We start from the raw sequence: 23,334 nt of genomic DNA, 5'->3' as shown, positions 1-23,334 counted from the left end.
TTTACTTCAATTCAATTTCTATTTTTGCAGAAGTAGCATGTATTAAATAAAGATTTCCAGTTAAATGTTCTAATTTCCCACCAGTCACTTTTCCTGGTTTGCCTTCATTCAAACGAAGCATCACATAGGCATTATCATGGAAATTACCTAGAGTTAATTCCAAACCACTATCAGTTTTCTGTTGTTGAACACTTAAAATACCATAGCGTTGAATAGCACCTGCCATTTCAGAACCCGTCAAATCTCTAATATTAGGTGCCATTTTATCAACCCATGCAATCTCATTAGTGAAATCTTTGTACAGTTTTTTCCAGCCTTGTTTTGCACCTCTATCTTCATCCATTACGTCATCTGGATGAAGAAAGTGAGTCAACACATAATGCATATTTAATTCTGAAAAAACAGTTAATTTAGAATAATTATCCCAAGATCCCCCTGAAACAATTCGCGGTTGTTCAATCAGGCCGTCGTCTGCTACTTCAAATTCTTGTGAATAGGTGAATTTCCCTGGGAAATAATTACTAGCAATACTTTTAATTTCTGGAAACTTCTCTCTCAAAACTTCTCTTCCTTCTTTTGAAAGGACATTTGAAGGTGGAATGTAGATGGACTTTTCCCCCTTTGGAAAGAGTGACTTCGTAAATCTCATCAACTCACGAATAGAAGCTTCCATTGCTTTTTTATTTTTCCAAGTTTTATAAGTTGGAAATTCATCTCCGTAATCAGTATCTTTAGGAGAAAGGGGTTGGTGGTTATACCCATGATAACTAAGCTCTCCACCATTTGCTAAAAGAGATTTTCCAAAGTACTTAAAGCGTTCTATATCTTTTTGCGCAGTTACATGACCTGATGTATCATCTTCATAATTCTCAATGACACCACCAGTGTATTTAATGCCGTACTTTTCAGATAACTTCAATAAATCTGGCCACCAAATATTCGTATAGAAATCAGCAATACTGGTATTGTAATCTCGTTTAATGTAGGTAGCATCACCTGCAGGTACAGGGGAAGGAAAATCGTCTAAATAGAACGTAGCACCATTGATAACAGGATAAGCTGTCGCATTCGTCAATAAGCTATAAGAAGCAGCATAAATACCGCGAACTGCTCTTTCATAAATTCCAAAGTTATCTACAACAAACTTTCCTTTGCCATATTTTTTCTCCCAAACAAGAGGAGTGTGAGCCTTATTGTCTGTCCACGCATGAACCTTAGTATCTGATGAAAGCGAGACTGTCCAGGCTGATTCAAAACCGCCGTCAATTGGATAACTTTTTCCACCACCAATCATGAAATCTTTATCAATATAAATATTATTTACTATAGAGTTCTCATAATTGGAGCTTACCACGCCTAATTTTTTCTCAATAGACGCGGAAGTGTTGTCCTTAACTAGCGTCACTCCAAATAGAACATTCCCCCCTTGTTCAACCCAATCAACCATCTCCTGTATTTTTTTGCCCACAGTTTCTAAATCACTTAAAAGTACGATAACTTTTTTATAATTTGAAAAACTGGGAAGAGATTCTTTCGCAACATTAACTAATTGGTAGCCCTGCTTCATGTCCTTAAGAATCTGTGCAAATTGCTCTTTTGCACGTCTACTTGTATCATTATTTTCATCGTAAAGAACAAGATTTTCTTTTGCTAAACTTTCAAAAACTGCTTTAGAAGTGGGAACATTTCCTTTTAGATATGTATTGTTATTTGTAGAAACCGTATAACGTTCTCCGCTTTTTTGAATCCACAAAACTGCAGCTAATAAAAGAAAGATGACCGCTACTATAATGGACTCCCTTGAATAAGCCAATACCTTTTTTTTCTTTTTCATTCTTATTAGCCTTTAAAATTGCCAAAAAGCTAAATATTCTCGGTTCTCTTTTGAAATATAAATCGAGTTTTTTTCTATAGCTTTTATCAATTCTTTTATCCTTTCTCCTTGTTTCGTTTCATAATAATATTGTAGATATAACATATAAATTTCTTCGTGTTGTCCCCACTTTCTTGAAATCAAATCAAGATATTCCTTAACACGTGTATAATGCTTAAGCAACAACTCATTTTTAATAAAATTCAGATAATCAGATAACTCTTCTTTTTGTTGAATCTTTTTTTCCAGAAGATCTGAGTAATCTTTTCTAAGTAGTTTTTCCAATCGTTTCGTTACAAGCCCTTTTTGTAAATAGCTTGCTAAAATAGTACAGTACTCTGCTAAAACTTGGAAATCATCAGGATTCTGATGATACCGTTTATTTAACTTTTGCAAACGGATATCATACTGTCTTGAGACTTCCGCAATAAGAGTCGTAGCGTAATGCACGACTTCTGTATCTTCATCTTTGCGAGCCAAAAATAACAATTCGATAAATCGATCTGGAGTCCGACTAACCATTTCCATTATCATCCACCGTGCTGTTTCCTTATCTTGCAACAACAGCGCTTCTTCTAATGGGATGAGGTCTTCGACATTCTCATATGCATTTCCTAGCCCATTTTTATTTTCAACTCCACTTAGCTCTGTCCAAACATCCGCCTCTTTTGCAAGATGAGACACATTTGATGTATCGTCATGTCTAGATGGATTTATAAGCCACAGTAAAAGATAACCTAAAAATGGTATCGCAATGGGAAATATGGTATAAAATAGGGGCAATTTAATTTTTTTAGAATTGAGCAAATAGTACGAATGGATACATAATACCAAATCTAAAATCACACAGAATAGAGAAACAATAAACTCCATTTATCACCCTCCATATTTGATGCCATTAGGAGTAGTTCCTAAAACTGTAGTCTTTTTGAGGTTGACAAATGCTTGATGATAACCAGCTTTATCTAACATAGAAGCTGTTGCTCCACCAATCATTTGTAAGAAGTGCATGCGCGAAAGAGATAAATGACTATAAGAAACATCCTCAATCCACAAAAGGTAGCTTAACCCTGAAGCAGATTCTATTTTTAATGCATAAACTGGATAATCTGGAATCAAATTCTTATTGACCCAAACTTCATCATTTTTCAACTCTTCTGCTAATATCGGATACCTATTTAGGTTGAAGCCAGAAAACTCAGATAATGAATATATGTTGACACTATTTGTTTCTAGTTGTTCTGCAACAATTTTCTTTGTTTCATTTAAAACAGCTTCTACTGTTGGTTTATCTAATTGTTGAAAAATAGAAAACAGCTTGCTGGTACCAGTTTGATTACTTACAACTTGCTGAGCTAATTGTTCACGATCATAAACTGCATCCTCATATGAGATAGATAAAAATTCATTTCTATCATTTAGCAACTGATTTTCTTTTTCTAACATTTCTTTTTCATCTTGATATTTCATCTGGATAATACCACAAATAAGAGCAACAAACATGTAAGCTGCAAAGGTAATCCATCTATCTGTATTATAAACGATTGATTGCCAATTCCCCCCAGCAAGAATAGTTGCTGCAAATAGACCAATTATAGAAAGGAAGCTTGCAAAAATTCCATAGATTGTTCCAAAAATCGTACTAACCAAGGTAATAAAAAGTAAACGGACATCTAGCATTCTCAATTGATTAAAACCGTTCAACATTGCGCTCAATACCTCAGACAAGAAAAAAGCAAGCAAAATCTCAGCTATCTTTTGGGAAGTCTTATGAGAACGCATCGTATATACAACTGCTTTTAAACGATTGAATTCCAGATGTTTCGACGCTTTATTTTCTTTAACAAAATCTTTATATAAATCTGCTAAATCGTCTAAAAGTGAATAATGAATAAACCAGCCATAACGATGCCTTAAATTATCTTTATCTGTTGAGTGATAAAGGCAAGGTTCAGGCGATTTGGAATCAATCACTATTTTACTTTTAGAGAATGCCAGCTCTTCTAACTTTTCTGCAACATGCTGAAAAGTAATTTCAAACGGATTATAAATATTTAAAATTTCTGTCTGATCATCCCAACTATCAAAAATTTTGCTGATTAGCTCTGCTAAGTCTTCTGAATTGATAAAATTCGCAATTTCATCCGGATGTTCTTCAATAGAAATAGCTCTATTTTCGTGAACTTTATCGAATAAACGATAAAAATAATCTTCTGGCAATCTGGCAGAATATAAATAAGGACTACGGACTATTTTAAGAGATTGTCTATTCACCTTTACCCAATGCTGACAAAGGCTCTCCGCTGCTATTTCTAACTCTTGAGGACGGTTCAGCACCTCTGGTCCTGTTATATAAAGAATCTTTGAATAAACCAACCCCTTGACAACATTCAAAAAAGATTGCAATCTCTCTAATTCTCCTACTTGATGATTTTTATAAGTTAAAGAATTAGAGAAATAAAGAATGCGATCAAATCGATATGTTCTTAAAATTTCTTCCATATCAGTCTTCTCTGCTTCAGAGAAAACTGTTAACTTCAATTTTTTTGAATTTTTTAAATGTGTCTCTCCTAAGAGATAAACCATATCTTTTGGAAAGGCTTCCTGTATAAACTCTTCGGTCACATACCCTGTATTTCCAAATAGTAGAGTTTTCAATTTTTTCTCCTTTACAAAATGTATTATTAATTTCAAAATAATATTGAATAAGTAATACTATTTTATACATCCAATTAATCATAATACCTGTTTTTACTTAAAATAGCAAGTATATCCTACTATTTTTTTAATAATTTATTTCTTTATATCTACATACGTTCTTTACATTACTATTGATTGTCCGATTTGCTTATTTTCTTTCTTCTTTCTTTCTCCTTTGTTTTGTGTTATATTTATCATATAAAAAAGAATTTTATGTAGAATAAATATCCAATTTTAAAACAAAGGAGAGATTATGTCTGTTATTGAAAAATTAACAAAACCAGCTCATTCAATTGATATGAATGACATCATTCGTGAAGGGAATCCAACGCTGCGAGCAGTAGCAGAAGATGTCACCTTTCCACTTACAGATCAAGAAATTATCTTAGGCGAAAAAATGCTCCAATTTTTGAGAAATTCACAAGATCCAGTCACTGCTGAAAAGATGGGACTCCGGGGTGGAGTTGGTCTAGCTGCACCACAACTAGATTTGTCCAAACGTATTATTGCCGTTTTGGTTCCAAACCTGCCAGACAAAGAAGGAAATCCCCCTAAAGAAGCCTATGCTCTACAAACCGTTATGTATAATGCTAAAGTAGTGGCGCATTCCGTTCAAGATGCAGCGCTGGCTGAAGGCGAGGGCTGCCTGTCCGTTGACCGCGAAGTTCCGGGCTATGTTGTTCGCCATGCACGAGTCACCGTTGACTATTTTGACAAGGATGGCAAGAAACACCGAATCAAACTAAAAGGATACAATAGCATTGTCGTACAACACGAAATCGATCATACCAATGGCATTATGTTCTACGATCGCATCAACGAAAAAGACCCGTTTGCAGTGGCAGATGGCATGTTGGTGATTGAGTAAATAGCTTGTACATCATTATCAAAAATACCTAGATAGTCTTTATCTAGGTATTTTTTCTATTCTAACTATCCCGTCTCCAAAAAATAGCCAAGAGAATAACCGCCCCAGGACTGATGGAACAATAGCCGTACAGCAAGCATTGGCCCCCAATGACCAAAAAGAAATTGACCAATCAAGGATCCAAACCAGCCCAAGAGGATTTTTCCGAGACAGCCCATGCTCTCTCCACGATTGGTGATTGCTGCTGCAATCAGTCCAACAATGAAACCAACAAACATACTACCAATCATATATGCTCCTTCTTTCTATGTTTCTAGCAAGGCTTCTCAAGAATGTCATTATTGAAATCGCCATTCAAAGCAACTTGAAATCTTAGATTGCCCAGTCTCCATTACGGAAGATAGGAACTCGGCTGCCGTCTTCGCGGATACCGTCAATATCCATCTGATTTGAGCCAATCATAAAATCCACATGGACATCCGAGCGGTTGAGACCCGCTGCTTCCAACTCTTTTTCAGAGAAATTCTCTCCGCCGACTACACTGGTCGCATAGGCTGCACCGATAGCCAAGTGGTTAGAAGCATTTTCATCAAAAAGAGTATTGAAGAAGGTGATGCCTGACTGGGAAATCGGGCTTGGATCTGGTACTAAGGCACACTCACCTAAAGCACGCGCACCAGCGTTTTCAAAGACAAGGTCCTTCATAACCTGGTCGCCTTTTTCAGCAGTAATGTCCACAATCTGGCCATCTTTGAAGGTCACCTTGATACCTTCGATGATATTGCCATTATAGCTAAGAGGCTTGGTGCTAGTTACATAACCATCAGCCCGGCGGAAGTCTGGTGCTGTAAAGACCTCTTCTGTCGGCATATTTGGCAAGAATCTTTCACCTTGTGCATTAACTGCACCAGCTGATTCCCAGTGATGGTTCTTAGGCAAGCCCAATGTCAAGTCAGTCCCAGGAGCTGTGTAGTGCAGAGCAGTGAATTGCTCCTCATTCAAAACCTTAGCTTTTGAGCTGAGTTTTTCTTCATGAGCTTTCCAAGCGGCTACTGGGTCATCCTCATAGACACGGCAGGTTTTGAAAATCTGATCCCAGAGCAAGTCTACCGCTTCCTCATCGCTGGCTGCATTTGGAAAGACCTTCTTAGCCCATTCTGTACCAGCTGCTGCAGCGACTGTCCAGCTGACTTTATTGGATTGGGTTGCAATTCGCATCGGCTTCATGGCCAGTCCCATAGCCTTAGCAGAAGCCGATAATTTCTCGGCATCCACGCCATTTAAAGCTCCTGGGTCAGATGAACGAACGCCCAAGCGGCTGGCTTTCTTCTCAAGGAGATAGTTCACCTCAGCCACCTTATAGTCTGGGACGTTGTCCAAGCGCTCCATTGGCGCATGGAGGAATTTCTCACGTGTACTCAAATCATCCGCCCACTGGACGATGACCTCGTGAGCTCCCAGAGCATAGGCTTCCTTGACAATCAAGTGAGCCAGCTCACGCTGCTCCACATCAATATTGAGCGCCACCGTGTGACCCGGCTGCACATTAATACCATTAGCAACCAATAGTTTAGCGTATTTTTCTAAGTTTTCTTTAAAATTTGGCAGAACCATGCTGCATCTCCTTTTTTTGTTATTTCTCTTTAAACAAGGACAGCAGGCTAACCGCTGCCACCGTACCGCAAATCAAAGCGGTCATTTTCAAAATCGTATCTGGGTCAAGAACCAGCTGATAATCAAACACTTTTTGTGCTGGCTTATCTTGAGCGGAAATGGTAAGTTTCATAAAAACCTCTTTCTATATTTTAGAAAAACTCATCAAACAGACTCAACTGGTTGTCCTCGGGCATATTGCCCAGAATTCCCATGTCGTCCATTTTTTCGACTAGGGTGCTAGAGAGGCCACCGCGTTTGCGGAGTTCTGTCTTAGAAAGGAATTCGCCTTCTTCCCGCGCTCTGACCAATTGGCGGGCAACGTTGTCACCCAGACCGTCCATCGCAGAGAATGGTGGGATAAGGGTATCCTCTTCGATGAGAAACTCAGTTGCATGGCTCTTATAGAGATCCAGCTTCCCGAACTTGAAGCCCCGCTCCAGCATTTCATTAACGATTTCCAGAGTCGTATAAAGGTCAATTTCTACATTGGAGGCGTCATTATTCTTGCGCTTTTCAGCAATTTCGCTCATCCGGCGCTTGACAGCATCAAGTCCGCCACTCATGGTCTTAATTTCAAAAGCTTTGGCCCGGATGGAGAAGTAGGCACAGTAGTAATAAATCGGATGATGCACCTTGAAATAGGCCACCCGTAAGGCCATCATAACATAGGCTGCCGCATGGGCCTTGGGGAACATGTACTTGATTTTTCCACATGACTCAATGTACCATTCTGGTACATTATTTTCTTTCATAGCAGCAATATAAGCATTTCTTTCTTCGTCAGAAATTTTGAGCCACATGCCTTTCCGCACCCGTTCCATAATCGTAAAGGCCATTTTAGGCTCTAAGCCCTTATGCATCAAATAAACCATGATGTCGTCCCGACAGCCGATAACGGTGGACAGGTCGGCAATCCCCTGCTTAATCAAATCTTGTGCATTTCCCAGCCATACGTCGGTACCGTGAGACAAGCCTGATAATTGAAGTAATTCTGCGAAAGTTGTTGGGTGAGTTTCATCCACCATGCCCCGTACAAAGTTGGTTCCAAACTCCGGAATCCCCAGCATACCAGTCGGCGTACCGATTTGCTCCTGAGTCACACCCAGAATGTCTGTCCCAGAAAAGAGGGCCATGACGCCAGCATCATCCATAGGAATATCATTGGGATCAATTCCTGACAAATCCTGTAACTTCCGAATCATAGTTGGATCATCATGACCAAGTACATCTAGTTTTAGGACATTCTCATCAATATCGTGGAAGTTAAAGTGGGTTGTTTGCCATTCAGCAGTCAAGTCATCCGCTGGGTATTGAACTGGTGTAAAATCATAGACATCCATATAGTTTGGAATAACCACAATTCCCCCTGGGTGTTGTCCAGTCGTCCGTTTAACTCCGGCAGCTCCCTGAGCCAGACGCTCAACTTCGGCATCCCGATAGAGCTTCCCGTAGTCGCGCTCGTAGCCCTTGACAAAACCATAGGCCGTTTTAGCAGCAACTGTACCAACAGTACCAGCCCGAAAAGCATATTCCTCCCCAAAAATGTCTCGAACGTCTAAGTGGGCACTAGGCTGATCCTCTCCAGAGAAGTTCAAGTCAATATCAGGGACTTTGTCCCCGTCAAATCCAAGGAAGGTCTCGAAAGGAATATCCTGGCCATTCTTGCTCAGCTTGTGGCCGCATTTTGGACAGTCCTTATCCGGCATATCAAAGCCAGAACCATAGGAGCCATCCGTGATGAACTCGCTGTATTGACATTTGCCACAGACATAGTGAGGCGACAAAGGATTGACCTCAGTAATCCCAATCATGGTCGCCACAAAACTGGAGCCAACTGAACCACGCGAACCAACTAAATAGCCTCGTTTATTAGAACGCTGTACAAGCATTTGCGAAGCCAAGTAAATCACGGCAAAACCATTCCCTAAAATAGAGGATAATTCCCGTTCAATTCGATGATCTACAATATCTGGCAGTGGATTACCATAGATTTCAAAAGCCTTTGCATAAGTCAACTCAGCGACTTTTTCTTCAGATTTCTCAATAAATGGTGTATAGAGGTCCCCTTTTACCACTTCAATTGGTTCAAAGGTTAACGCCAACTGATTGGGATTCTCAATGACCACTTGTCGAGCTAGTTCATCACCTAAAAAAGCGAATTCATCCAGCATTTCATTGGTTGTACGGAAATGTGCTTTGGGAAGCGGAGCTGGTTGAGCATTTTCACCGTGACCTATGGTCCGGTTAATCATGGCACCTTGTCCCAAACTCCTAACGATAATCTCCCGATAAATTTCTTCCTCAGGCTCAATATAATGCACATCTCCCGTAGCCAGAACTGGTTTGTCTAGTCGTTTTCCAACTTCAATCAAATTCTTGATGATTGTGTGCAGTTCCTCCATATCCTTAACCTGCTCTTTAGCAATCAATGGAGCATAAATCGCTGGAGGCATGATTTCGATAAAGTCATAATATTTCGCTACTTCGACAGCTGCATCCAGACCCTGTGAAACAACCGCATCAAACACTTCTCCTTCTGAACAAGCAGTTCCTAGAACCAAGCCTTCTCGATGCGCATCCAAAACCGTTCGCGGAATCCGTGGTACACCTTCAAAATATTTAGTATTGGACAGACTGACCAATTTGAAAATATTCTTCAACCCTGTTTGATTTTTCACATAAATCGTAGCGTGTTTCACTCGTGCTTTTTTATAGGAATTTTCATCCACCAAATCCGTATTCAACTTATTAAGATTGGTAATTCCACGCTTTTCTGCTACATCTCTGATGAAGATAAATAGCAGTCGTCCTGTTGCTTCCGCATCGTAATTGGCCATGTGGTGATGGTCAAGCGATACTTGAAAACGCTTAGTTAGAGGCCCCAAACCATGCCGCTTGTATTCTGGATAGAGGTTGCGGGCAAATTCCAGCGTGTCAATGACTGGCTGGGTGATTTTCGGCAAGCCATGACGCTCATAGTTGACATTCATAAAGCCCACGTCAAAGGTAGCATTATGAGCGACAAGTACCGTATCTTTGCAAAATTCCTGAAATTCCTGTAAAACTTGCTCAAGTGGTTTCGCATTTTTAACATGTTCATCTGTAATTCCCGTCAAATCTGTCGTAAACGCACTCAAAGGGTGTCCTGGATTAATAAATTCGTCAAATTCCGCGATGACATTGCCCTTGTACATCTTGCTGGCTGCCACCTGAATCAAATCATTATAAATAGCAGACAAACCAGTCGTTTCTACGTCAAAGACAACATAAGTGGCTTCTCCCAACTCCATATCTATTTCATTGTAAGTAATAGGCACACGATCTTCAACAATATTGGCTTCCATACCATAAATCAACTGAATCCCGGCTTTTTTAGCAGCTTTATAACCATGAGGAAAACTCTGCACATTGCCGTGGTCAGTAATCGCAACTGCTTTATGCCCCCACTTCGCAGCTGTCGCAATCAAATCTTCGACTTCTGGTAGGGCATCCATAGTTGACATATTGGTATGCGCATGAAATTCAATCCGTTTCTCACCTTCAGGCATGAGATCTTTACGGTCATAATGTACCACTTCCTGTACATCTTGTACATTCATAGTCAAATCATGCGTGAAGTTATTCATTTCAATATTTCCACGTACACGCAACCATGAATTTTTCTTAATCATGTCATATTTCTTAGCTTCTTCTTCATTTTTAAACCATTTCTGAAGCGCAAAGCTAGAAGTATAATCGGTCATCTTAAAATTAATGAGTACGCGCCCTGTGCGAGTAACCTTTTTTTCAAGATCGAAAACCATTCCTTCAAAGACAATCCGATTTTCCTCAGTCTGAATGGCATTCATCTGCGTGATTTCAGCTTTATCCAATTTTGGTCGTGCAGTAGCTTTTTTCGCTTGAAAACCAGAGTAACTTGTCTTTTCTTCAACAGGTGGAGCTGCCATTTTCTGCAGCACTTCTATGGCTTTTAGAGCTTCATCATTCGCTGCTTGTACAATCTTTTCTTTCTCAGCTTGGAAAGTTTCAACTTGCTGCTGTGTTAAAGCATCGCTTGCCTTAACCTGACATTGAAACTGTGGAAAACCAAACTTGACCAACTGTTTTGCCAAATTTGGCAAATGAATCTTCTGAAAATGATCCGTATCAATGCTTGAAGGACCTTCAATCACTAGTTGATTTCCTTCAGCATGCACCTTCAACCCTTGATACATACTGCGAAATCCCTGACTAGTACAAGGACCTTCTGTAAAAGCTTCTTGATAATAAGCCTGCAATAGCTCATCTGTGAAATCTTTGTTTATTGTCCTTATCTCAAAAACTGCTTGATTCCCCGTTTTAGAAAATTCTTCCTTCAAGCACTTTTTCAATTCTTGAAATATGTCAATCGGCAAAATTTCTTCAAAAGAAAAATGAAATTCCCAGATATGGCTGACTTTATGCACCAGAACTTGCTCAATTTCTGCATGTAAAAAGGCACTTGATTGTCTCATATCAAGTGGCATATTGATTTGATTCATTAAAATTTCAAACGTTGATGACATCTTTTTCCCTCGCCTTGTAATGACACTATTTTACCATAAAACAAAGGATTTTTCGATTAAAAAATAAAGAATCCCCTTTGTCTTTTCATTAGTGTAAACCATTTTTATTTTAAGTCACATCTTGCTAGCTAGCTTAAGAGTAAGCATCTGGAAAATATAAGCATCTTTACTATAATGAAATTAGCAAATCTTAGTCCACTTTTTCATACATTCACAAAGCACAAGCTAAAAGACAAAGAAAAAACAGAATACCCTTATTTTGGACATTCTGTTTTTCCTTTTTATTATTTATAACCTTGCAACGCTTTTTGGCGTTCTTCAATTTGGCCTTTCGCATCTAATTTTTTGCCTTTATAAACTGTGCTTTCCCATGAACCGTACATTGGATTTGGGAAGATAATGAATTTTTCGCCAAATTCTTTCTTTAATTCTTCCAATTTCTTGCCACGTTCATCAGCTGATGTCTTTGAGAAATCTGCAAAGTCAACCAGATTATCTCCTAGCAACATAACCAGATTCGTTTTTTCCTGAACTTTTTGACGGCGACCTTCTTTTGATTTCACGCCTTTTTCTAAAAACATCAAATGATCTTTCCCTTGTACAGGAATACCTTCTTTTTCTAAATTCTTAATCGTTGCATCTACTTGATTTGCCGCACGGTCAGAAATATAGTAGATTTGAACACCATTTTGATGAGCATATTGAAGAAATTCTTTCGCACCAGGAACAGCTTTAGCTGAAGCTTTCTGTACCCAAGCATCCCAATTTTTAGGATTAAAAGCTGTGCCGTCTTTGACATTTTGAGCCTGATAAGGGCTATTGTCTAAGACCGTTTCATCTAAGTCAAGAACGATTGAATATGGCTTATCTGTCGGTTTTTGCAACAATTCTTTCAGACGGTTCGTTGCGACATTATAACCTTGCAAATACAGGGCTTTGGCTTCATCAGATTTTTGATACCAAAGTGTGCCCATGGTATTTTCTCTTGAACGCAATTGATCATGCGTCATTGTGACTTTATTGTCAGATGTGTTACTTTGCGTAGTTTTATTATCGGCTGCTTTTGTTCCACAACTAGTCAATAAAATAACTGAAGCAAGAGCTGAAAAAATTGTGATTGTGGCTTTAGATGATTTCATAAAACCCATCCTCCTAATATTAATCTATCAAAATTATAGCGCTTTCAGAAAAACATTTCAAGTTTTCTAATCAAATATACAGACGAAAAATAGATTGGCAAAAAAGATTCGTCAAATCCATCTGAGGCTAGCAACTGCAGAGAGATTAGAAGTCTTACAGCCGACATAGCTTCCGTCCTATGAAAGTTCTATTTCTTTTTCTTAAGAATACATACACCTGATAAAAGCAAGACAATTCCTGTAAAAATGCCAATCATTGAAACCGTTGTTCCCGTAGACGGCAAGAACTTATCTGATTTTGCTCTTGCTATTTGCTGTTGCTGGATCTTCTCAGTTGAAGTATCTCTCTGTGTTGAAGAAGGCGCTGCTTGCCCAGAATCTTCTTTTGGTCTAGAAAGTCCGCTTTGATGTTTATCTTCCCCGTTTGGTTTTTCTTGATTTGGTTTACTCTTTTTTTGAATGCGCAAGATTGTGGCTGTCAATGGTGCTAATAAGACACCGTCTGCTCCTAAGTTCACACCTGCTGGATTAGAGATAGCTGCTACCCCTGCTGTATGAGCATCTGCGACAATTTCTGCCTGCGCTAGATGCTTATACCCTTCACCAAAATTAAATTTCCGTTCCTTACTATCTGCGTTAATAAGGACAGCATAAATATCTCCATTTGAAGCTACAACTTGATAGCCTAGGATAAGATCTTCTTTCCCAACACCGTCTTTACCTGGCTGTGTAATGAGAGTTACATTTTGATCGACTTCAGCTTTAGTCTTGCGTGTGAAGGCATCCGTTGATTTTCGTAGGGCAATCAAACCTTTCATATAGGCCCGACTCTTGGCATTTTCAGGATATTTTCCAGAATCAGTCGCCTTAGTCCAATCAAAATGATTGACTGCATCACTAGAATCATAGGAATCATGAATGAAGTATGGGTACTCAAACGGTGTTCCGTCTGCATTGGTCAATAGATGTGACTTATTCGGTACCTTATCATCAGGTACAGGGTATTTATAAGCTGGATCTCGGAATTGTTTTGTCCGCCCATATTCTTGTCCAGAATGAATGAAAGGCGTACCTTGCGAAGTTAGAACCATCAGATTGCCTAGGCGCAAACGACGATGAATCTCTTGATTATTTGCAGGCACCGCAGGATCTTTCTTGATCGACTGGGCAATGATATCAAAGAGTGTCAAATTATCATGCGCAGCAATGTATTGAATCACATCTCCTGGGCTATCTGCTTCAAAATTGGTTGGCTGTGCCTTGATATTTTTAAAAACACTTTCTACATTGCGTTTGCCACCAGTAATAAAGGCAGGTGCTCCTTCATTCGGATAACCAGATTTCAAGGTGTTGCGAATATCATCTGAGAAGACACCAACGGTATCAGTGGATTTCATCCAAGATTGATCCGCGGGCTGGACTGGCTTATTTTCATCCCCTGTATACGTCTTCCAACCTTCCCCCAGCATCACTAGATTTGGATTTAATTTTTTTGCTTCTTCATAGGCTTTTTGGACAGACTCTGCATCATGATCCCCCATCATATCAAAACGGAAACCATCTACCTTGTATTCACTAGTCAAATATTTAATCGAATCTACTAAAACACGACGGCTCATGTAGTGTGTTGTCCCCAAGCGGCCACCACCAAAGCTAGTTCTCGGTGTACCATCCGCATCCATAAAGTGATAGTAATTTGGCTCTAAATCTTCAAAAATAGAAGTCTTGGCAGTATGATTATAGACCACATCTATGATGACACCCATACCACGCTTATGAATTTCATTGACAAGATTTTTAAATTCTTCAATACGCTTAGCTGGATCTTTCGGATTTGTTGAATACATTCCTGTTAATGAAAAATAGTTTTGTGGATCATAACCCCAGTTGTAATTGCTGTTGCTGGAAGCGTACTTGTCCATGCGCTCAGCATTTTTCAATTCATTGACAAAGTAATAACTCAGAACTGGCAGGAGTTGAATGTGGGTCACTCCCAAGTCTTTCAAATAATTCAATTTCTCAATAAAAGCTGAGAAAGTCCCAAATTGAGATTTCAAATCCTTTGAAATAGCTGGATCTGAGGTAAAATCACGAACGTGTGTCTCATAAATCAAGGCATCTTCCCGCTTCTTAAAGTTAGGAATCTTAGCATAGGTCAGATCTTTTGGACCATATTCACTTGGCTCGACAAAGGCTGCTTTGGCAATCTTGTAGGACTCGCCTTTTTCTGCATCTTCACTATTCCACGCTGCCAAAGATTTGGCATAAGGATCTAGTACGAGAACTTTTTTACCCCCGCGAGTAATTTCATAATGATAGAAATAACCACGGTAATCCTTGATTCCTAGATTTGTTTGTGGTGTCAATGTTCCCTTCCAAGTACCAGCTTCCCCTTTTGTCATCGCTACTTTGCCAACAACCTTGTTCTGATCGTTTTTATCGTAAATCACCAAATCTACTTGATCTGCACTTGGTGACCAGAAGGTTACATCCACTTGTTTGCCCGCTTGAGAAACACGCGCTCCCAATTCACCATCATACTTATAAATACTATCCTTCAGCTGCCAATTCATACTGGTTGTAAATTGGTCATTACCATACTTTATCGTATAAGGCGCTTGCGCTTGTCCAAAATCGCCAACAATTTTAGCTTTTTTATTCTTAACATCAAGTATCACATCCTTAATCGCTACTTCTTTCTTATTTTTGCCTGTAATCTTTAGATTTTTTAAAATATCTTCTTTTTTGGCATTTTCAAGAGTTGAAAAAGTTGCTTCAATCTCTGTCAAGCCGATATGTTGTGCTCCTGTCATACGAATATCATTAACAAAATAAGGATTCGTATAAATGTTTGGATCTGCATCACGAAGGAAAATTTGACTATTTTTCTTCAAATTTGTCAAATTATAATCCTGAGGCTGAATCTTCACATCATCTCCTGATTTGTTTTCATCTAAAAGTAAAAATCCAATCGTTTTTGCAGCATCTTTTAAGGGAACATCTACATAACGACCATATTTCCCAGTCTTTTCAAAATCCACTCCGTCAGGCCAATTTTTACTAGGATTTTCTACATCTCCCCAAAGCCAAAGCGATTTCTTGTCATACTTACCATCAGTACGATAATAGTTAATACGCACCAACCCCTCTTTTAGGGGCTCATAAGGATGAGGATTGTAGTCTTTATCAAACCAGACTTCATTCATATTAGGGCTCAGCAATTCAATCGTCTTATCTCCAGTCAGATTTGTGCCTGCTGTATTATTAATTAAGAGACTAATTTTGCTACGCTTTTCAGCCATTTTCACATCAAGATAATAGCCATAATCATCTTTTTTGGCTGTTGAAAAGCTCGTTGCCCCTGTCGGCCAGCTGCCTTTTTGACTAGAAGGTGTTTCTACATCATCCCAAGTCCACAAACCAAGACTAGCTAAATTATCTGACGGAAGTGTCTTAAAGTGCAAACGGATATTACCTTCTGCAATTTTATCTTCGGATTTCGTCTCTACAACAGGAGTTGCTTTTTCCGCAGAATTTGCAACAGCATCTTCTTTCTTTTCAGTGGTTTCTTTTTTTGCTGATGGACTTGTTGTAGCAGCGTTCGTCGTTGAACTTGGACTATTTTCTTGCACAAAACGCACTGGTGTCAAATCTAGTTTGTCTGATGCGTCTTCTCTAGTTGAAGCTATATGTGATGAATTGGCAACACTAGCTAATGTGGAAGACAAGCTGCTGTTTTCTACACTGTGAGTTTCATCTGCTTGCGCTAACACATTTCCTGCTAAAAAGACACTAGCAAAAATAGCAATGGACGCTACCCCTATTTTCCATCTACGAATTGCAAAATGCTGACGCTTTTCATTTGTTCGAGATTGTAGATGATACACTTTCTTCATAAAAAGAAAACTCCTTTATTTTTTAGCTTACATAAACATTTTATTATCTGTGCAAACGTTTTCTGTAGATATTATATACATTTGTCGATAAAATGTAAAGGGTTTCATGTAAAAAGTTCTCTATTTTTTTTGATAAAAATTAAATTTATCTTCCATTTAAGCTAGGAAACTGTCCAAGTGCAAATAGAATTATATTAGTTTTATGTACACTTTTTTAGAGTCTCTCTTATCTGCAGCCCTCATCCTGTCACTAGTGTAAGTAAAATAAGACGCTCTACAAAATACCTCTTTGCTTGCCTTTTTGATTTCAACAGGGCCAATAGTTCTCTTTATTCATTAATATCGTGTGTTTCAAAATAATCTGAGTTAACAATAAACAAATCCGCTGATGACCATCTTATTATAATCTTTTAGTAGCGAAATGAGCTGGACGACCATTTCAGTCTATCATCTTGAAATAAGAAAATAATAGACAGTGATCCGTAATCTCAAAGCAGTACTTTGAGGTTATGGATAAAACTAACGAAGCCAATAAAAAACCATATGGTATTCTTGATGTAAACTGCATTTCTTTATCTGCAACTTTAAACAGTAATAAAAGATAAACGAAATAACAATATAACTCATTGAAAGCTGTCTAGTAACCAAAATCTACAATTTCAATGATCTTTTAGCTTTTCCCAATGGCCTATATGGAAAAACTGTGTAAGCAGAAGAACAATACTACACATCTAGCAAGAACAGCAAAAAGGATTCTGAATGATATCAGAACCCTTTCTTCTTTCTATTTATTTCACCACAATATTGACCAACTTATTAGGTACAACGATTACCTTAACAACTTCCTTACCCTCCACTTCGGACTGAATTTTGTCGTTAGCAAGAGCAAGTTTTTCAAGATCCTCACGGCTTGAATCTTTTGGTACGACAAGTTTTGCACGAACTTTACCTTTGATTTGAACAACAATTTCTACATCGTTTTCAACCAACTTAGCTTCGTCCCACGTTGGCCAAAGAACATATGAAATTGATTCACCAGATTGTGTCAATGTTTGCCACAATTCTTCTGAAAGGTGTGGCGCAAATGGGGCTAATAATTGTATAAAACCTTTAGCGTAGTCAGCAAAGAGTTTGTCTTCTTTGTTTGCAGCATTAATGAAAACCATTAATTGAGCGATAGCTGTGTTGAATTTCATGGCTTCAAGTTGTTCTGTAACGGCTTTGACAGTTTCATTATAAACTTTATCCAAATTACCATTGTTTTCAGCCACAATTTCTTTTGTTGTCAACAAACGATAAACACGGTCGAGGAATTTACGTGAGCCTTCAAGTCCTTCTTCAGACCAAGCAATAGATGCATCAAGCGGCCCCATAAACATTTCGTAAACGCGAAGAGTATCTGCACCATACTGCTCCACTACATCATCTGGATTAACAACATTCTTCAAAGATTTAGACATCTTAGCTGGGGCTTGTTCCAATTCTTCACCTGTTTCGATATTGAAGAAAGAACCGTCACGTTTTTCAACTTTATCTGTCGCTACAAGGGCGCCACGGTGGTCACGATAGCTTGTTCCCAAAATCATCCCTTGGTTAAAGAGTTTTTGGAAGGGTTCTTTAGTTGGAACAACACCAAGGTCATATAGAACTTTGTGCCAAAAGCGTGCATAGAGCAAGTGAAGCACGGCATGTTCAGCACCACCAATGTAAATATCAACTGGTAGCCATGCCTTAAGCAGTTCTTCATCAGCTAATTTTTCTGTATTGTGTGGGTCAATGTAGCGCAGATAATACCAGCTTGAACCTGCCCATTGCGGCATGGTGTTCGTTTCACGACGGCCTTTGACACCATCTTCACGCGTAACTTCCAGCCAGTCTGTCAAGTTAGCAAGTGGACTTTCACCTGTTCCTGAAGGTTTGATGTCTTTTGTTACTGGCAATACAAGTGGTAGTTGATCTTCTGGAACAGCTGTTGTTGTGCCATCTTCCCAATGAATGATTGGGATTGGTTCCCCCCAATAACGTTGACGTGAGAAAAGCCAGTCACGCAAACGGTAAGTGACTTTCTTATTACCAACACCTTCTGCTTCAAGCCATGCAACCATTTTGTCAATAGCTTGAGCTTTATCGAGGCCATCTAGGAAGCCAGAGTTGATGTGAAGGCCGTCTTCTGTATAGGCTGCTTCCTCAACATTTCCACCTTCGAGAACTGGAATAATTTCTAAATCGAATTGTTTTGCAAATTCCCAGTCGCGGTCATCATGCGCAGGAACTGCCATAATAGCTCCCGTCCCATAGCTAGCAAGCACATAATCGGCAATCCAGATTGGAATTTCCTTACCATTAACTGGGTTAATGGCATAGCTACCAGTCCAGACACCTGTTTTTTCTTTGGCAAGATCTGTACGAGCGAGGTCAGATTTAAGGCTAGCCGCACGTTTATAAGCAGCAACGGCTTGAGCTTGTTCAGGACTGGTAATAGCATCAACAAGAGCATGTTCTGGTGCTAGAACAGCATAGGTAGCACCGAAAAGTGTATCTGGACGAGTTGTAAATACGGTGAAATCTTTGTCTGTATCTTTGACTTTAAAAGTCACGTTAGCACCAGTTGATTTACCAATCCAGTTCCGTTGCATATCTTTGATAGATTCTGGCCAATCAAGGTCATCTAGATCTTCCAAGAGACGTTCAGCATAAGCTGTGATTTTAAGCATCCATTGACGCATTGGTTTACGAACAACTGAATAACCACCACGTTCAGATGTACCGTCGGGAAGCACTTCTTCGTTGGCAATAGCCGTTCCTAGTTCTTCAACCCAGTTAACTGGCACTTCAGCTTCGTATGCCAAACCTTTTTCATACAATTTTGTAAAAATCCACTGCGTCCACTTATAGTAGTTAGGATCTGTTGTGTTAATTTCGCGATCCCAATCATATGAGAAACCAAGGCTATTGATTTGACGTTTAAAGTTGGCAATGTTTTTAGCTGTAAATTCAGCTGGGTCATTTCCTGTATCCATTGCGTATTGTTCTGCTGGAAGTCCAAAAGCATCCCACCCCATTGGATGAAGGACATTATAGCCTTGCGCACGTTTGTAGCGACTGAGAATATCCGTTGCTGTGTAGCCCTCAGGATGCCCCACATGAAGACCAGCCCCAGACGGGTAAGGAAACATATCTAACGCATAAAATTTAGGTTTTGATGCAGCCGTCCCAGTCTTAAACGTATGATTCTCCGCCCAATATTTCTGCCATTTTTTTTCAATTGATTTATGATTATAAAAAGTCATTGATGTACTCCAATTTTATGATGTTATTATTATACCATTTTCAAAGGATTTTGAAAGGTATAATTAGGAAAAGTCTACTTCTCCGTTCTCAAACAAAAAACCAGCTGGTAATCCAACTGGTTTTAAGTAAAGTGACGCCATTACCAAATAATCACGCGATCTTCTGGTTTGCGCCACATACCATCGCTTTCTTTAATATCAAAAGTCGTAAAGAAATCATCAAAGTTTGGTAATTGAATATTTGTACGAAGTTTCCCAGGAGCATGTACATCCACACTTGCCAACATTTGCATGTATTCTGGACGAGCTTTCATGCGCCAAATACGAGCAAAGTTCGTAAAGAATTCTTCTGCAGAAAAATCTGCTTCTTTCTTAGCTGCTTCAAGTGCTGCCGCAATACCACCTAAATCCGCAATATTCTCTGACACAGTTAATTTCCCATTAACTTTAGCTCCATAAGAATCTTGACCATCAAATTGTTCAATCACTTTTTGAGTACGTTCTTGGAAAGCTTCATAATCTTCCGGCTTCCACCAGTTATTTAGACTTCCATGTTCGTCAAATGAGGCTCCATTTGAATCAAATGCATGTGAAATTTCATGAGCAATTACTGCACCAATCCCACCGTAATTAGCTGACGAAGATTGATGCAAATCATAAAACGGCGCTTGAAGAATGGCTGCTGGGAACACAATTTGATTTTGCTGTGGATCATAATAAGCGTTGACCATATGAGCTGGCATATGCCATTCACTGCGATCCACTTCCTTATTCCATTGACTCCATGTATGCGCAATAGAAATTTTTGCTAAGTTTTGAGCATTCTCCACCAAGCTCAATTTCTCATCAATCACTTTTTTCGCATAAGTTTCTGGCAATTTTTCTGGATAGCCGATATGTGGTGTGATGACATTGAGCTTGACAATCGCTTTATCACGTGTTTCCTTAGCTAACCAATCTGCCGTTTCTAGGCGCGACTTATAAACATCAATCATAGCAGCGACTTTATGCTCTACATCTGCTTTTGCTTCCGGTGAGAATTTTTCCCCCGCATACCAAAGGCCGAGAGCTTGATTATATGGTGCCTGCGCCATTTGGTACGCTGCTTTTTCCTTAGCACGAGCCTCAGGCACACCTGTAATAGCTCGCACATAGGTGCCAGAAAGAACGCGAATTTCTTCTGTTAGATAAGCCGTCCAAGCACCAGCTGCAAATAATTTCAATCCCGCATGAATAGCAGCCCAATTCTTTTCTGAATAATATTCAGCTGCAAATTCTTTCCAGAAACGCTCTTGAGGAACAATCACCTTGTCTGGAACTTGCCCTAAAATATCTGTGAAGATTGCATCCAGCGGTAATTCAGGTGCAAGCTTAGTGAAATCTGCCCAATCATAAGGGTGATATAATTTCACATACTCTGAACTTTCTTCTTTAGAAAGAACATACTTGGCTAATTTAGCATCCAATTTCAGATAGTTATCCAACATTTCTTTTATTTCTTCTGCCGAAAAACCAAATTTAGGCAACAATTCTTCCTGCATTTTCCGCCAGATTGCCAGCAGTTCCTTACCTTTTTCATTTCCTTCTTCATAATAGGTCGTATCTGGCAGAATGATGCCAGGCGCATCAGCCCAGAGAACATTCATTTGAGCATTCATAAAATCTGGAGCAACATCAAATCGTAAAACATTCGGTTTCCCAGCCATTTCATACTCAGCAATCTTACCTGCAAACTCTTTGAAAGAACTAAGCTTCTTATACTCTTCTACAAGTGGCATTGCAGGAGCAACCCCTGCTTGTTCCCGTTCGTCAAAATCTGCTACTAAACGGTGGTATTTCACAAAATTTTGTAAGATTGGATCTTCAGGTACATCTTGGCCTGCCAACCATTTGTCAGTTGTAGCCAGCATCAACTTTTCAATATCTTGATCCAAATCCATAAATCCACCTGTCACTGGCTTATCATCAGGAATAACTGCTGTTTTTTCCCATTCACCATTGACATAGTCAAAAAAATCATCTTGTAAACGTGTCATCTTGTTCTCGCTTTCATTGTTTTAACTTAATCCTAACAGAAAACGCTTATATTGGCAAATGTTTAATTATAAACATTTGCCAATTTTTGGATATTCTTAAATGCTCGTGAAACCTTGTTATAGGGGATTTTGAACCGCACCCAAAAAGTTAAACAGAAAAAAATCTAACGATTGAGGTGTTTTGTTATGAAATTAACGTATGGGAACAAAGTTCAAATCTATGAACTCAGAAAACAAGGATATGGCTTCAAGCAACTGTCAAATAGATATGGGGTAAATATTTCTAATCTTCAGTATTTAACTAAATTGATCGATCGTTACGGATTTGAGATGGTCAAAAAAAGAAGAAATCGGTACTATTCTCCAAAATTAAAATAAGAAATGATAGATGAAGTCTTACTTAAAGGTCGTTCACAACTGAGTGTGTCTCTCACCTACGCTCTTCCAAACCGAGGAATACTTTCTAATTGGCTCGCACAATATAAGAAAAACAGGTATATTATTGTTTAGAAACAAAGAGGGAGGCCACCTAAAATGGGACGCAAACCAAAGAAAATACTAGAAGAAATGACCGAGTTAGAACGTCTTCAAGCAGAAAATGAATACTTGCGAGCAGAGAATGCCGTTCTAAAAAAGTTGAGAGAACTCCGATTGAAGGAGGAAAAATAGAAAGAAGAAAAACAGAAATTGTTCGAGAATTGGTAATGGAATTTTCTTTAGATATTCTTCTAAGTATTCTCAAACTAGCTCATTCAGCCTATTATTACCACTTAAAACAACACATAACAGGATATCAATCCTGAGATACAGGCCGTTTATGGTAAACGTAAGAGCAACTATGGCTATCGTCGGATTTATTTAGAACCAAAGAATCGTGGGTATGTAATCAATCACAAGAAGGTTCAGCGTTTGATGAAAGTACTTCATTTACGAGCTAAAATTCGTCGAAAACGCAAGTATTTTTCTTACCAAGGGGAAGTTTGTAAGAAAGCAGAGAATCTCATTCAACGCCAGTTTGAAGCATCCAAACCAATGGAGAAATGTTATACAGATGTGACAGAGTTTGCCATTCCAAGTAGCACACAGCAATTTTATTTATCCCCAATTTTAGACGATTTCAATCGTGAAATCATCGCTTATAATCTTTCTCATTCACCGAACTTAGAGCAAGTGAAAACGATGTTGGAGCAGACATTCACAGAGGAACAGTACGAGAATATGATTCTCCATAATGATCAAGGGTAGCAGTACCAACATCAGTATTACCATCAGTTTCTGAAATCCAAAGGCATTAGACCGTCTATCTCACGAAAGGGGAATCGTCCGAACTGA

General features: G+C 39.0%; 11 protein-coding genes and 2 pseudogenes. 2 read left to right on the top strand and 11 right to left on the bottom strand.

Going from position 1 to position 23,334, the window contains the following annotated elements:
• Window position 1: 1 nt before the first annotated feature.
• The 3 genes from HMPREF1654_RS07415 to HMPREF1654_RS07405 are packed head-to-tail and all read right to left on the bottom strand — an operon-like array spanning window position 2 to window position 4,531.
• Window positions 2–1,834 (bottom strand): DUF2194 domain-containing protein, encoded by a 1,833-nt coding sequence (locus tag HMPREF1654_RS07415; RefSeq protein WP_003075908.1) that lies wholly within the window; start codon window positions 1,832–1,834, stop codon window positions 2–4.
• A 12-nt stretch (window positions 1,835–1,846) separates the two neighbouring features.
• The gene (locus tag HMPREF1654_RS07410; protein WP_003076211.1) at window positions 1,847–2,746 is read right to left on the bottom strand and encodes a hypothetical protein; all 900 of its coding nucleotides are present in this window, start codon (window positions 2,744–2,746) and stop codon (window positions 1,847–1,849) included.
• 3 nt (window positions 2,747–2,749) lie between these two features.
• Window positions 2,750–4,531 (bottom strand): hypothetical protein, encoded by a 1,782-nt coding sequence (locus tag HMPREF1654_RS07405; protein ID WP_003074258.1) that lies wholly within the window; start codon window positions 4,529–4,531, stop codon window positions 2,750–2,752.
• Between the two features lie 295 nt (window positions 4,532–4,826).
• Between HMPREF1654_RS07405 and def the strand changes: the two genes are divergently transcribed.
• Window positions 4,827–5,441, top strand: coding sequence for a peptide deformylase (gene def / locus HMPREF1654_RS07400; RefSeq protein WP_003076041.1), 615 nt, complete (start codon window positions 4,827–4,829; stop codon window positions 5,439–5,441).
• Between the two features lie 61 nt (window positions 5,442–5,502).
• Here the strand turns inward: def and HMPREF1654_RS07395 are convergent.
• The 8 genes and pseudogenes from HMPREF1654_RS07395 to HMPREF1654_RS07360 form a co-directional block, all read right to left on the bottom strand.
• A pseudogene (locus tag HMPREF1654_RS07395) lies at window positions 5,503–5,731 on the bottom strand (GlsB/YeaQ/YmgE family stress response membrane protein).
• 82 nt (window positions 5,732–5,813) lie between these two features.
• Entirely contained in the window at window positions 5,814–7,055 is a 1,242-nt protein-coding gene (locus HMPREF1654_RS07390) for an aminopeptidase (protein WP_003075853.1), read from the bottom strand.
• Between the two features lie 19 nt (window positions 7,056–7,074).
• On the bottom strand, window positions 7,075–7,227 hold the full coding sequence (locus tag HMPREF1654_RS10050) for a hypothetical protein (RefSeq protein WP_003075872.1): 153 nt from the start codon (window positions 7,225–7,227) through the stop codon (window positions 7,075–7,077).
• Window positions 7,228–7,246: 19 nt separating this feature from the next.
• Window positions 7,247–11,641, bottom strand: a complete 4,395-nt coding sequence (locus HMPREF1654_RS07380) for a PolC-type DNA polymerase III (RefSeq protein WP_003076031.1) — start codon at window positions 11,639–11,641, stop codon at window positions 7,247–7,249.
• A gap of 284 nt (window positions 11,642–11,925) precedes the next feature.
• Window positions 11,926–12,780 (bottom strand): 5'-nucleotidase, lipoprotein e(P4) family, encoded by an 855-nt coding sequence (locus HMPREF1654_RS07375; protein WP_003074238.1) that lies wholly within the window; start codon window positions 12,778–12,780, stop codon window positions 11,926–11,928.
• A 188-nt stretch (window positions 12,781–12,968) separates the two neighbouring features.
• The gene (locus tag HMPREF1654_RS07370) at window positions 12,969–16,676 is read right to left on the bottom strand and encodes a pullulanase (RefSeq protein WP_003076148.1); all 3,708 of its coding nucleotides are present in this window, start codon (window positions 16,674–16,676) and stop codon (window positions 12,969–12,971) included.
• Between the two features lie 788 nt (window positions 16,677–17,464).
• Window positions 17,465–19,966 carry a leucine--tRNA ligase gene (leuS, locus tag HMPREF1654_RS07365; RefSeq protein ID WP_003076102.1) on the bottom strand — a complete coding sequence of 834 codons (2,502 nt, stop codon included), beginning with the start codon at window positions 19,964–19,966 and terminating at the stop codon, window positions 17,465–17,467.
• Window positions 19,967–20,106: 140 nt separating this feature from the next.
• Window positions 20,107–22,002 carry a M13 family metallopeptidase gene (locus HMPREF1654_RS07360; RefSeq protein WP_003076188.1) on the bottom strand — a complete coding sequence of 632 codons (1,896 nt, stop codon included), beginning with the start codon at window positions 22,000–22,002 and terminating at the stop codon, window positions 20,107–20,109.
• A 186-nt stretch (window positions 22,003–22,188) separates the two neighbouring features.
• Here HMPREF1654_RS07360 and HMPREF1654_RS09860 point away from each other — a divergent pair.
• A pseudogene (locus HMPREF1654_RS09860) lies at window positions 22,189–23,331 on the top strand (IS3 family transposase); the annotation flags it as partial.
• Window positions 23,332–23,334: the final 3 nt, after the last annotated feature.

The sequence above is a fragment of the Streptococcus intermedius SK54 = ATCC 27335 genome (assembly GCF_000413475.1).
GTDB classification, from domain to species: domain Bacteria; phylum Bacillota; class Bacilli; order Lactobacillales; family Streptococcaceae; genus Streptococcus; species Streptococcus intermedius.
The sequence above is the reverse complement of the archived record's forward strand: the minus strand, read 5'-3'. Positions and strand labels throughout refer to the sequence as shown.